Below are 13336 nucleotides of genomic sequence, written 5' to 3'. Positions count from 1 at the left end.
TTAGGTGTTGGAAAAATGGTTTGAAATCATCTTTGACCATAAGATCAGCCTGCGGGAGCGAATGTTCCGCGTGGTCACGGGCATCTGTATGCTTGCATTGATTTTTATCCTGCCTCTGGGCAGAAGCTTGATAAATATGCTTTTACTTGCGGCCGGCCTTGTGATTATGGCGCTGGTAGTAAAATTCAGCATTAAAAAGGAATGTATCAATGGAGGAGCCACCGTTATCACGCTCCTGCTTCTTGTGCTGTTTCCAATCAGCTTTTTCTCGGCAGGCGGATTTTACAGCGGAATGCCGGAATGGTTTGTGCTCTGCTTCGTGTACATCAGCATTACGCTGGAGGGAAGGCGGAAAGGCTGGTTTTTTCTGCTTTGTACGCTGGAGACACTTGCATGTTATTATCTGGCCTTCTATTATCCGGAGCTGGCAGCCAAGAATACACAGAGCCATTCCTTTTTTGATTCTGCAATTTCCGTTATTATGGTGGGTGTGCTGACCAGTTTGATGCTGATATTTTTGAACAGGATTTACGAGGAAGAAAATAAGATTACCATACAGCAGAAAAAGGAAATCGAGGAGCTTAATAAGGCAGAGAATCATTTTTTCGCCAGTATGAGCCATGAGATCCGTACCCCTATTAATACTATCATCGGCTTAAACGAGATCATTCTCAGAGGAGATATTTCTCAGGATATTGCAGAAAATGCAAGAAATATCCAGGGCGCCAGTAAAATACTGCTGACCCTTATCAACGATATTCTGGATCTGTCCAAGATTAAATCCGGGAAAATGGAGATTGTGAACGTTTCCTATGAGACAGGAGAGCTTTTTTCGGAAATTGTTAATATGATCTGGATTAAGGCCAGGGAAAAGGGACTGGAATTCCGGCTTCAAGTAGATTCCTCCATTCCCAGTATGCTCTGTGGAGATGAGGTGCGTATTAAGCAGGTTCTGATTAATCTGCTGAACAATGCGTTGAAGTATACCAGTGAAGGATCTATCACCCTTTCCGTGCGCTGTGAGCGTCTTCGGCTGAACCGGGTGCGCGTATGGTACACGGTGGAGGATACGGGGCAGGGCGTGAAGAAGGAAAGCATTCCCTATATTTTCAATGCATTTAAGCGTGTGGATCAGGAGAAAAACCGTCATATTGAGGGCACGGGGCTTGGACTCAGTATTGTGCATCAGCTGGTGGAGCTGATGGGAGGCGAGATTAGTGTCAACAGTGTATATACAAAAGGCTCTACCTTCATTGTGATGTTAGAGCAGGATATTGTGGATGACAAGGAGCTTGGAACCTTTACGCTGACCTCCCGGGCAAGGAGCCGTGTGGGAGAGCAGTATCGGCAGAGCTTTGAGGCGCCGGAGGCTCATATCCTGGTAGTAGACGACAATGATATGAATCTGATGGTGGTGCGCAAGCTTCTTGCCGCAACAAAGATTCAGCTTGACACGGTTTTAAGCGGCGCAGAATGCCTTAGAAGAACGCAGGAGCAGCATTATGACGTGATTTTGATGGATCATCTGATGCCGGAGATGGACGGAATCCAGTGTCTTCACCGGCTGCGCGCACAGCCGGGCGGTCTTTGTCAGAGTTCGCCGGTCATCGCTCTTACGGCCAATGCTGGAAGCGACAATCAGCTTCTTTATAAGAAGGAAGGCTTCAGTGGTTATCTGGCAAAGCCAGTGAGCGGAGCGCTTCTTGAGGCGGCGGTGATGAGCCTTTTACCAAAGGAGTTAGTGAATATGTCGGAGGAGTCGGATTTGTCAGAGATTGGAAAGGATATTCTCATCTTTGAACAGACGCAGCGGCTGTCTATCATGGTGACTACGGACAGTGTGTGCGATCTTCCGGAATCTCTGCGGAAGGAATTCGGCATTTCTGTCTGCCCCTATTATGTCTGCACGGATAAGGGGCGGTTTCTGGATGAAGTGGAGCTGAGAGCGGATGAACTGCTGCTGCATATGCTGGACGGAAAGAGCGGACACTCGGAGGCGCCCAGGGTAGAGGATTACGAGCGGTTCTTTGCGGAGAAGCTTACAGAGGCTCAGAATGTGATTCATATTACGATGGCGAAGAATGCAAGCGAGGGGTATCAAAACGCTCTTGAGGCTGCGAAATCCTTTGAAAATGTGACGGTGCTTGATTCCGGGCATCTTTCCAGCAGTCTTGGGCTGATTGTGTTGTATGCGGCTTCTATGGCGGAACAGCATGCCACGAAGGCGCAGATTGTGAAGCTGGTGGACGAACTGAAGAAGCATATTTCTTCGGCCTTTATTATTAAAAGTACACATATGATGTGCCAGGCAGGGCAGATTCCAAAAAGGACACAGGTTGTCTGCGACGCCTTGCTTCTGCATCCGATTATTGAGCTTAAGAAGAGTAAAATGGTGGTGACCGGTGTGGAGATGGGGGATTTTGTGCATATGATTAAGCGGTATGTGCGCAGAGTGCTTCTGGACGCCCGGAATATCGACCGGAGGATTTTGTTCATTACGTATGCCGGGCTCGAGGATCGGAGTATTGCTTACATTCAGAAGCTGGTGAAGCAGTATTGTCCTTTTGAACGTGTTTATCTGCAGAAGGCTTCTTCGGCCATTGCCTGTAATTGCGGGGCCGGGGCTTTTGGGCTGCTGTTTATGAAGAAGAATGATGTTGCGGTTCATTTTATGCAGGCAGCGCCGCCGGAGGAGTAGAGGGGCGGACGCTTCACGTACACTCATTTGGTTAGGAACGAATATGGACCTCCCGGATCTTTTGGATTCGGGAGGCTTTTTAGGTCAATTGCGATTTTTTTGCTGCCAATCAATTTGCCATTTGCAAATTTGCCATTTGCAGTAAATAAAGATTGCGCTTTTGGGGGGATTGTGCTATGATATCTTCTGTCGGACAAAAATTGACAAACTCTGGAGAGTCTCAGTTAAGTGAGCGCCGAAGGTGTAACGCAGTTCTTCTCTTGGAATGGGAGGGCTGTCTATCTCTCAGGCAAAAGGACAGGGCGTAAGTGCAGATGTTCTAACTCTTTGGAGGGCTGATGGTAAATCGGCTCTTATTTTTGTGCAAAGTTTGGCTTTTGCAAAACTGGTTGTGCCTGGGCGGTCCGCAGGCCGGGCATAGGATATCACAATTAGGAAAAGAGAGGGAAAAATCATGTTGGAATTTGTGAAGAGTGCGAATGGAGTGATGTGGAGCTATGTGCTTCTGATCATTCTGTGCGGAACAGGGATCTATTTTACGGTGCGTCTGAAGTTTATTCAGGTGCGTAAGTTCGGCGAGGGATGCCGTCTGGTGTTCGGGCATTTTAAGCTGAATGGAGAGAAGCGTGAGCATGGGGAGATGACGCCTCTGCAGTCTCTGGCGACGGCCATTGCGGCGCAGGTGGGAACAGGAAATCTGACGGGAGCGGCTACGGCCCTGATTTCCGGCGGGCCTGGGGCCATTTTCTGGATGTGGGTGAGCGCTTTTTTCGGAATGGCTACGATTTATGGGGAGGCTGCCCTGGCTCAGGAGTATAAAACTACGGAGAACGGGGAGGTTACAGGCGGCCCGGTTTATTATATCCGTAAGGCTTTTAAAGGAACCTTTGGAAAGGCTCTGGCTGGGCTGTTTGCAGTGTTTATTATTCTGGCTCTGGGCTTTATGGGAAATATGGTGCAGTCCAATTCCATTGGCACGGCCTTTGCAGGGGTATTTCAGGCACGGAATATTAATTTGTCGCCGGTGGTGATTGGCGTGATTCTGGCGGTTCTGGCGTTTTTTGTGTTTATCGGCGGTACGAAGCGCCTGGCGGCGGTGGTAGAGAAGATGGTTCCTTTTATGGCGGGAGTCTATATTGTGGGAAGCCTGATTTTGATTTGTTTACATATTACGGCTCTTCCGGCGGCTATCCGTATGATTTTTGTAGGTGCGTTTCAGCCTCAGGCTGCTGCAGGTGCGGCGGCAGGCATTACGGTGAGGGAGGCGATTCGTTACGGTGTGGCGAGAGGACTGTTTTCCAATGAGGCAGGTATGGGTTCCACGCCTCATGCCCATGCAAGGGCAACGGCAAAGAATCCCCACGAGCAGGGCCTGACGGCTATGATCAGTGTATTTATTGATACCTTTGTGGTGTTGAATCTGACGGTGTTTTCCGTACTGACGACGGGGGCTATGTCCACGGGCGAGGACGGAATTGCCTTGACGCAGGCGGCCTTTTCTACGAGCTTTCATGGCTTTGGGGATATTTTTGTGGCTGTGTGTCTGCTGTTCTTTGCCTTTTCTACGATTTTGAGCTGGCATTTTTTTGGAGAGGTGAATGTGAAGTACCTCTTCGGGGCCAAGGCTGTGAAGGTGTACTCCTTGATTGTGGTGGTGTTTATTGTGGTTGGTTCTACTTTGAAGGTGGATCTGGTGTGGGAGCTGGCGGATTTTTTTAACGGTCTCATGGTAATTCCCAATGCACTGGCGCTTTTGGCGCTTGGCGGCGTGGTAGTGAATATTTGTAAGAAGTTTGGGAAATAAAGTATAGCCTGGGGGGTTTTGATGAGAACTAGTTTTCTAAACGGTGAAGAAAAGAATACCGATAATTATATAATGCTCTGTGAAAAATGGCGGAAGATTTATCGGGATCTGGAGCATGATGTTCTGGAACGGCAGTTTGGACTGGAATGTGATGAGGAAGCCCGTTATATTACGTACTTCCATGAGAAATACCGTTTGGATAAGGAGAGCGGTATGCTGACTCTGGTTTCGGATCCGGATCGGGAGCTGGGGTTTCATACGGTGATGACGATTTACCATTTATTTTATTACTCGAAGCCGGAGGCAAGGGTAAGCGGGGAGTTTGTGCCCTTTCGCCAGGTGAAGCGGGCGGCGCCTTTTGACGGAGCTTTCCGGAGAAATATTCTGGAGCCTTTGGCTAAGGCCTTTGACGGGCAGGCGGAGGCTCTTCGGAGAGCTTGTATTGCCCTTGGAGGCGAGGCTGTTTCCCAGGGGGACGTGGGGTATCGGATTCTGGCCTTTGACTGTATGCCGCTTGTAGTGGTGTTCTGGGACGGGGATGAGGAGTTTCCGGCGCAGGCGAATATTTTGTTTGACGGGGATATTACGGATTTTCTCCATGAGGAGACGGTGGTTTGCGTGGCTGCGGATCTTTTTCGAAGGCTGGTGGAGGAGGCCGGGCTTTCGGATGTGAAGAGGCCCTTTGCATAAAGGCTGTGAAGGTATGCTCACAGCTCTATATGGCTTGGGAAGGCTTCTTTTCGCATGATTCCCCACATTTTGTCGATGTAGGCCAGGGTATAGAAGTTTTCATAGTAGTGGTAATAGAAGGCCCCTTTTAGCGTCATATGGTAAAGAGGGCCTTCTTTTTTGATAAAGCCCAGAAGCCTTGCCAGGGTAAGCTCAAATCCGTACATCCTTTTCAAGGGAGTGCGGAAGAAGCGTTCGAAATCTGCCTCGTTTATTTGGGTGCTGTAGGCGGTCCAGAAGAGGTAGTACACCATTCTCTGACGCAGAGAAAACCGGAGTGTCAGGGAAGTCGGAAGCTGCCTGCGGTCAATCCGGCTGCAGTAGGCCTCGACGGAAAAGGTATTGATTTTGAACTGCTCTTGCAGGAGAGTGGTGGCGGAGCATCCGAAGCCCAGGAAGTTGTCTCTTGTCATGGAGGAGTAGCGGGCGTTTTTTTCGCTGGAAAAGGTCCAGATGGAGGTGCGTGTGTACCCCTGTTCCAGACAGTAGCCGGTAATCTTGTTGAGCAGCCGGTATTTTTCTTTCTTTTTCATAGCCTTTAGCGAGCTTGTTGTAAAGGTGAAGTCGATAAAAGGATAGATGGCTATGTGATTGGCTCCGTGATGAAAGGCAGTATCTATGTCCGTTTTCAGATCTGCAAAGGTCTGATTGGGCAGGGCAAAGATGAAGTCCATGGAAACCGTTTCAAAGGCAACAGCTTTTAAAGCGCCGTGCATTGCAGGAAGGTCAATGCTCCTGCGCCCCAGAAGTGTCTGGTATTTTTTCTGAAAGGACTGTATGCCGATGCTGATTTTTGTCACGCCGGCATTTTTAAGTTTCTGTAAAAGAGGAACGGTCACATCCTCTGGGTGCAGCTCCACCCCGATCCCTTCTGATATGATAAAATGCTGCCGGACTGCTTCTATGATCTCGGGCAGGCGTTCTGCTGCAAGGGCAGGACTTCCGCCGCCGAAATACAGACTGGTGACACGTTTCTTAGTATCTGTCTGTTCCCCGGTCATATGGATTTCTTTTAAGAGGGCGTCTAGATAGCGGCTGCATAAATCTTTGGAATATGTAACCTTGCAATAGGGACAGAAATTGCAGATGCTTCTGCAGAATGGGATATGGACGTACAGCCCCAGATTTTCGCAGGCTTCGAAGGGGAGCTGCGGATCGAATTCATTCGTAAATACAAAAGGTTTCCGGGAGCGGGTCAGCCACATTCGTGTTAAATTCGTAATTGTGCCCATAGTGTGTTCTCCATTTTAGTACCGTAATATCCTTCTCAATGCGCCTGTATGAAATCCCTTTCCAGCCGCAAAAAGCATGCGCCTGTACGAAACTTCTTTATATGTACTTCAAGTATGTCCGCAGCATTTCCCAGATGATTTTCACATTGCCGCGGAACAAAAGGGTGTATTCCGCTGCGAAGAAATAGCCGCATTGGCTGCACAGATCCGGGACGTCGATGCAGCGGCCGCAGATGCTGAGCCTTCCGTTTTCCATAACCACGCACTGGCGGCAGGGGGTGGGAAAGGTGTTGTTGATTAAGTAGGGAAATGCGTTTTTCAGATTAAAGACAGGCGCGCCTTCCTTCATCATCCGGGCGATTACGGCGCAGCAGCCGGCCTTATCCTCACGGCTTAAGGCCAGTTCCTTTGTGTCTGGGTAAGGCGTATGAAAGTTAAAAGAGACAGCCCGGACATTGGACAGCTCCATTGCTTTTTGGCATACGTCCTTTATCGTATCTTTGTTGATCTGATTGATTGCCATGTAAAAGCAGATGTTGTCGGAAGAGGCCTGCTGAATATTGTTGATAATGGTGTCGTAGGTATTGCCGCGAATCTGATTGTGCTTTTCCCGATTCCCGTCGAGACTGAGAAGAATCAGATCCGCCTCCGGCAAATCAATGGGAAATGTGCCGTTGGTAACTACATTGACGATCAAAAATCCTGCCTCTTTGGCCTCAACCACCAGATCGCGCAGGTTTTTTCCGCTGTCCTGCCACAAAAAGGTTTCGCCGCCGCAGAAGAATAGAATGCGCACGCCCATCTCATAAAGAAGCTTCATTTCCTGCTTGATCTGCTCATAGGGGTGAATCACGGCTGTAATGTTATTCACGGAACAATGCCTGCATTTTAAATTGCACTTGTCCGTCAGGATTATGGTTCCGAGAATCGGATCCTTTTTTCGCAGCAGCACTGTTTTGATTCCGAACTTGGCGAAATAGAGAAAAGACGACAGTTTCATAAGTTCTCCTTGTCTGAAGGGGCATATCTGGAAGGTATCTTGTAATGTAATGATTATAACTCATTTTCCCTAAAAGGGATACCAGAAAAAATGTTTGTTTCTTTCATTGAAATTTTCTGAAAATATGGTATAATGAGCGTTAGTGAGAAGAGTATGCCTGCATATTCGGCGAACGGCGAATGACGACTATGAATCTTCGATTCATAGTATAATGAGCGTTAGTGAGGGGAACATTTTATTAATTTGAAGAGTTTAGGAGATCCCGATTTTATGAAACGAGTATTGTTGAAATTGAGCGGCGAGGCCCTGGCAGGGGAGAAGCATACGGGCTTTGATGAGGCCACTGTGATCGGTGTGGCAAAGCAGGTAAAGGTTCTGGTAGATGACGGTATCCAGGTGGGAATTGTCATCGGCGGCGGTAACTTCTGGAGAGGCCGCACCAGTGAGAATATTGACCGGACGAAGGCGGATCAGATTGGAATGCTGGCTACTGTGATGAACTGTATCTATGTATCTGAGATTTTCCGTTCGGTGGGTATGGAGACGGAGGTATTTACGCCCTTTGAGTGTGCTGGCTTTGCAAAGCTGTTTACCAAGGATCGCGCTTTGAAGCGGCTGAACCGCGGCTGCGTTGCCTTTTTTGCCGGAGGAACGGGCCATCCCTATTTCTCCACGGATACCACCACAACGCTTATGGCCATTGAGATTGAGGCAGATGTGATTCTTTTGGCTAAGGCTGTGGACGGGGTTTACGACAGCGATCCCAAGCAGAATCCGGATGCGGTGAAGTATGACGAGATCTCCATTTCTGATGTGGTGGATCAGCGTCTGGCGGTGATGGATCTGACGGCTTCCATTATGTGCATGGAAAATAAGATGCCCATGATGGTATTCGGCCTGGGTGAGAAGGATAGTATTATCAATACGGTAAAGGGAGATTTTACCGGAACAAAGATTACAGTATAAAGCGGAGGGTATTTACCATGGATGAGAGATTAAAAGTGTATGAAGAGAAGATGACGAAGTCCTATGATTCCATGCAGAGGGAGTTTATCAGCATCCGGGCAGGCCGGGCCAATCCCCATGTACTGGATAAGATTCGCGTGGACTATTACGGAACGCCCACTCCCTTACAGCAGGTGGGTAATATTTCCGTGCCGGAGCCCCGTATGCTGCAGATTCAGCCATGGGAGAAGAGTCTCTTAAAGGCCATTGAAAAGGCCATACTTACCTCCGATATCGGCATCAATCCCACCAACGACGGTTCCATTATCCGTCTGGTGTTCCCGGAGCTTACGGAGGAGCGCAGAAAAGAGCTGGTCAAGGATGTGAAGAAGAAGGGTGAGGCCGCCAAGGTGGCTGTCCGCAATATCCGCCGGGATGCCAACGAGAATCTGAAGAAGCTGAACAAGGCCGGAGAGATTTCCGAGGATGATCAGAAAGATCTGGAAACCAAGGTTCAGAAGATGACAGACAAATACATTGCCGATATTGACAAGGCTGTGGACGAGAAGTCCAAGGAGATTCTGACCGTATAGAGCTTATGAGAGAAAGTGAATGGGGGAGCTGTGGCAAAAACAGGAAATACAACTTTTGTTACAGCCCCTTTTTTTGCGCGATGTCAATGAGCAGTGCGAAAACTGACAGGAGCAAATTGTCTGCTTGCAGACAAATTTGATCATGGCAGTTTTCATAGGGCGAAGCCCGCGAATGAGGAAAACGCAAGTTTTCCGAATGGCACTGCGGGGTAAAAGTTAAGCCAAGGAAAAGAGCAGTGCGAAAACTGACAGGAGCAAATTGTCTGCTTGCAGACAAATTTGATCATGGCAGTTTTCATAGGGCAAGGAGAGTCCTTTAGGGCGAGAAGGTCCCCTGGGGGACGAAGCCCGCGAATGAGGAAAACGCAAGCTTTCCGAATGGCACTGTGGGGTAAAAGTTAAGCCAAGGAGAGCCCTTTAGGACAAATGAATGAGAACAATCTGAAACAGGAGACGATTATGAAGATACCGCAGCACGTGGCGATTATTTTGGACGGCAACGGCCGCTGGGCGAAGTCAAAAGGGATGCCCAGGAACTACGGCCATGCCCAGGGAAGCAAGAATGTGGAGACCATCTGCCGGGAGGCCTGGAATATGGGCATCAAGTATCTGACCGTATATGCCTTTTCCACAGAAAACTGGAAACGCCCCCAGGACGAGGTAGCTGCGCTGATGAAGCTTCTGCGCAATTATATGAAAACCTGCTTAAAAACAGCGGAGAAAAATCATATGCGTGTCCGGGTCATCGGCGACAAGTCCGGTCTGGCGGAGGATATCCAGGAGCGGATTGCACAGCTTGAGGAGGCTTCGAAAAACAATGACGGCCTAAACTTCCAGATTGCCATCAATTACGGAAGCCGGGACGAGATGATTCGTGCCATGAAAAAGATGGCGGCTGATCAGGCGGACGGCAGGCTGAAGCCGGAGGATATTTCCGAGGAGATCTTCACATCCTATCTGGATACGGCAGATATTCCGGACCCGGATCTTTTGATCCGGACCAGCGGAGAGCAGCGGCTGTCCAATTTCCTTTTGTGGCAGCTAGCCTATTCGGAGTTTTATTTTGCAGATGTTCACTGGCCGGATTTCACCAAGGAGGAGCTTATTAAGGCCATTGAAGCCTATAACGGGCGCGACAGGCGCTACGGCGGGGTGAAGGAGGAAGCGTAGTTGAAGGCTTTTTTTACGAGACTGGTCAGCGGTGTTGTGCTGCTGGCGGTTATAATTGCAGCCGGAATCCTGGGCGGAGATTTTTTGTTTGCACTTACACTTTTAATCTCGGTGATCGGATACGTAGAGTTTGCCAGGGTGTTTGGAATCAGCCGGAATGTAATGGGAATTCTGGGTGTGGCTGTCACGGTTCTCTATGTGCTTGTAGTGAGAATGGGCGGCGCTGGAAACGGGGGAATGCTGATTCCTCTGGTCTGCCTGCCCCTTCTTGTGTTTGTATATCTGCTTGTACTTATGGGGATTTATGTATTTACATTTCCAAGATATCGGATTGAGGATGTGATGGCGGCTTTTTTCGGGGTGATTTACGTTCCGGCTATGCTGTCTTTTCTGTATCTTACGCGGATGACGGAGATTTTTGATGCGGGAATGTCCCTCTACTGGCTGATTTTTATTTGCTCCTGGGGATGCGATACCTGTGCCTATGCGACAGGGATGCTGCTTGGAAAGCACAAGCTGGCTCCCGTGTTAAGCCCGAAGAAATCCATTGAGGGGGCCATTGGGGGAACGGCCGGCGCGGCGCTTCTGGGCTTTTTGTACGGAAGCTTTTTTATGAGCGAAAGGGCCGGAACCTGTGCTCTGATTTGCGCTGTGGGAGCGGTGTTGTCCCAGATTGGGGATCTGTCGGCTTCCGCCATCAAGCGGAATCACGATATCAAGGATTACGGGCACTTGATTCCCGGCCACGGCGGAATCCTGGATCGGTTTGACAGCGTGATTTTTACGGCGCCGGTGATTTTTGTAATGGCTCTGCTGAGCTTGTAGGCAGATAAGATAATTCGATGCTTTGATGCAAAAGAGAATATGCATCCGGAAAGGAAATCGATAGAAGATGAAAAAGATTGCAATACTGGGTTCTACAGGGTCTATCGGAACCCAGACCTTAGAGGTTGCCGAGGAAAACGGGGATCTTGAGATTGTTTCTCTGGCGGCCGGATCCAATGTGGAAAAGCTGGAGGCGCAGATCCGAAAGTTCCGTCCAAAACTGGCGGCCGTGTGGAGCGAAGAGAGCGCTTTGGAGCTGCAAAGAAGAGTCAAGGATCTGGATGTAAAGGTGGTTTCGGGCATGGAGGGCCTTGTGGAGGTCTGTACCTGTCCGGAGGCCGAGATTGTGGTTACGGCCATTGTGGGTATGATTGGAATTATTCCTACCATCGAGGCCATGAAGGCAGGAAAGGATATTGCTCTGGCAAATAAGGAAACTTTAGTGACTGCCGGGCATATGATTATACCATTGGCGAAGGAAAAGGGCGTGCGCCTGCTTCCGGTGGACAGTGAGCACAGTGCTATTTTTCAGTGTCTCCAGGGGGAAAACCGGGGACAGCTTAAGAAGATTCTCCTCACAGCTTCCGGAGGGCCCTTCCGTGGCAAAAAGCTTGAAGAGCTTCGGAATATTCGGGTGGAGGACGCCCTGAAGCATCCCAACTGGGCTATGGGGCGGAAGATTACCATTGATTCTTCAACCCTGGTAAATAAGGGGCTTGAGATGATGGAAGCCAAGTGGCTGTTCGGGGTGGAGCCGAAGGATATTCAAATTGTGGTTCAGCCTAAAAGTATTATCCATTCTATGGTAGAGTTTGTGGACGGTGCGGTGATGGCCCAGCTTGGGACACCGGATATGAAGCTGCCTATTCAGTATGCTCTTTATTATCCGGAACGAAGGTTTCTGCCTGGAGAGCGTCTGGACTTTTGGAAATTGACGGAGATTACCTTTGAGAAACCGGATATGGAGACATTTTCGGGATTAAGGCTTGCCTTTGACGCAGCGGCAGCGGGCGGTTCTATGCCTACGGTGTACAATGCAGCCAATGAACGGGCGGTGAGCAAGTTCCTTGACAGGAAGATTGCCTATCTGGAGATTCCGGAAATCATCGGGGCCAGCATGGAAGCCCACAAGGTGACGGCAAATCCTACGGTGGAGCAGATTCTGGAGACAGAGCAGGCAGTTTACGAATTTATTGAAAGCAGGTGGTAGGTTGAAAATCTTACTGGCACTTATTATATTTAGCTTGATTATTGTGATCCATGAGCTGGGACATTTTCTTTTGGCAAAACGAGGAGGTATCCGGGTAAATGAGTTTTCCCTTGGGATGGGCCCCAGGATTCTAAGTAAGCAGCTGGGAGAGACACGTTATTCCCTGAAGCTTCTGCCCTTTGGGGGTTCTTGTATGATGGAAGGGGAGGACGGGACGGAGTATACGCATATTCCGGAGGATTCCTTTGCGGCGAAATCCGTGTGGACGCGGATTTCCGTGGTAGCGGCCGGGCCGGTTTTCAACTTTATTCTGGCTTTTATTTTGTCCTTGATTGTGATTGGGAGCATTGGGTACGATGCGCCGGTGGTAGTGGCCTTGACGGAAGATTTTCCGGCAGAGGAGGCCGGAATGCTGCCGGGGGATCGGATTGTGAAAATGAATAATACCCGGATACATGTTTACCGTGAGGTGAACATGTATGTGCAGATGAACCAGGGGAAGACGGTAGAACTGACCTACGAACGGGACGGGGAGCGGCATACGGTGACTCTGGAGCCGAAGCAGGCGGAGAACGGGATGTATTATCTGGGACTTCGGGGATCCGGAATCCGGATGAAGGGGAATATTCTTCAGACCATTGGGTACAGTGTTTATGAGGTAAAATACTGGGTTTCTACGACGATTAAGAGTCTGGGAATGCTTTTTGGCGGACGTGTAGGCGCAGATGATATTTCCGGGCCTGTGGGGATTGTGAATGCCATTGGGGATACTTATGAGAGCAGCCGGGCGGACGGGGCTTTTTATGTCTGGCTGAACATGCTTTATATCTCGATTCTTTTGACGGCAAATCTTGGAGTGATGAATCTTCTGCCTTTGCCGGCGCTGGACGGGGGGAGGCTGGTTTTTCTGATTCTGGAGGCAATTCGAGGGAGAGGGATTGATCCGGAGAAGGAAGGGATGGTGCATTTTGTGGGGCTCATGGTGCTGATGGCGCTGATGGTTTTTGTTATGTTTAATGATTTTCGGAATATATTGATGTGAGGGACGGGTAGATTAAAGCAAAACTGGGGATTATGATGTAAAAATGACAGGACGGCCTTGTGCTGTCCTGTCGTTTTTGTTAAAATGT

General features: G+C 49.2%; 11 protein-coding genes and 1 riboswitch. Of the genes, 9 read left to right on the top strand and 2 right to left on the bottom strand.

What is annotated here, in order from left to right:
- Nucleotides 1-4 precede the first annotated feature (4 nt).
- The 3 genes from VV089_RS12275 (at nt 5) to VV089_RS12265 (ending at nt 5192) form a co-directional block, all read left to right on the top strand.
- Complete coding sequence (locus tag VV089_RS12275; RefSeq protein WP_334336050.1) at nt 5-2698, top strand: DegV family protein; 2694 nt, start codon at nt 5-7, stop codon at nt 2696-2698.
- 200 nt (nt 2699-2898) lie between these two features.
- A riboswitch (glycine riboswitch) is annotated at nt 2899-3009 on the top strand.
- Nucleotides 3010-3152: 143 nt separating this feature from the next.
- Nucleotides 3153-4502: an alanine/glycine:cation symporter family protein gene (locus VV089_RS12270; protein WP_334336049.1), complete on the top strand. Its 1350-nt coding sequence runs from the start codon at nt 3153-3155 to the stop codon at nt 4500-4502.
- A 21-nt stretch (nt 4503-4523) separates the two neighbouring features.
- A complete protein-coding gene (locus VV089_RS12265) occupies nt 4524-5192 on the top strand; it encodes a DUF3786 domain-containing protein (protein WP_334336048.1) in 669 nt (222 codons plus the stop codon).
- Nucleotides 5193-5209: 17 nt separating this feature from the next.
- Here the strand turns inward: VV089_RS12265 and VV089_RS12260 are convergent, their stop codons facing one another.
- Both VV089_RS12260 and VV089_RS12255 read right to left on the bottom strand, forming a co-directional pair.
- A complete protein-coding gene (locus tag VV089_RS12260) occupies nt 5210-6463 on the bottom strand; it encodes a coproporphyrinogen-III oxidase family protein (RefSeq protein WP_334336047.1) in 1254 nt (417 codons plus the stop codon).
- A gap of 97 nt (nt 6464-6560) precedes the next feature.
- Nucleotides 6561-7463: a radical SAM protein gene (locus tag VV089_RS12255; protein ID WP_334336046.1), complete on the bottom strand. Its 903-nt coding sequence runs from the start codon at nt 7461-7463 to the stop codon at nt 6561-6563.
- Between the two features lie 270 nt (nt 7464-7733).
- Here VV089_RS12255 and pyrH point away from each other — a divergent pair, with 270 nt between their 5' ends.
- The 6 genes from pyrH to rseP all read left to right on the top strand — a co-directional run bounded on the left by pyrH (nt 7734) and on the right by rseP (nt 13248).
- A complete protein-coding gene (gene pyrH / locus VV089_RS12250) occupies nt 7734-8429 on the top strand; it encodes a UMP kinase (RefSeq protein ID WP_172544095.1) in 696 nt (231 codons plus the stop codon).
- 17 nt (nt 8430-8446) lie between these two features.
- Nucleotides 8447-9001 carry a ribosome recycling factor gene (frr, locus tag VV089_RS12245; RefSeq protein ID WP_172544094.1) on the top strand — a complete coding sequence of 185 codons (555 nt, stop codon included), beginning with the start codon at nt 8447-8449 and terminating at the stop codon, nt 8999-9001.
- Nucleotides 9002-9460: 459 nt separating this feature from the next.
- On the top strand, nt 9461-10171 hold the full coding sequence (locus VV089_RS12240) for an isoprenyl transferase (RefSeq protein WP_442891545.1): 711 nt from the start codon (nt 9461-9463) through the stop codon (nt 10169-10171).
- Nucleotides 10172-10996 carry a phosphatidate cytidylyltransferase gene (locus VV089_RS12235; RefSeq protein WP_334336045.1) on the top strand — a complete coding sequence of 275 codons (825 nt, stop codon included), beginning with the start codon at nt 10172-10174 and terminating at the stop codon, nt 10994-10996.
- A gap of 67 nt (nt 10997-11063) precedes the next feature.
- Nucleotides 11064-12206: a 1-deoxy-D-xylulose-5-phosphate reductoisomerase gene (locus VV089_RS12230; RefSeq protein ID WP_334336044.1), complete on the top strand. Its 1143-nt coding sequence runs from the start codon at nt 11064-11066 to the stop codon at nt 12204-12206.
- Between the two features lies 1 nt (nt 12207).
- Nucleotides 12208-13248, top strand: coding sequence for an RIP metalloprotease RseP (gene rseP / locus VV089_RS12225; RefSeq protein ID WP_172544091.1), 1041 nt, complete (start codon nt 12208-12210; stop codon nt 13246-13248).
- Nucleotides 13249-13336 lie beyond the last annotated feature (88 nt).

It is taken from the genome of Candidatus Merdisoma sp. JLR.KK011, from assembly GCF_036941125.1.
GTDB lineage: Bacteria > Bacillota > Clostridia > Lachnospirales > Lachnospiraceae > Laedolimicola.
The sequence above is the reverse complement of the archived record's forward strand: the minus strand, read 5'-3'. Positions and strand labels throughout refer to the sequence as shown.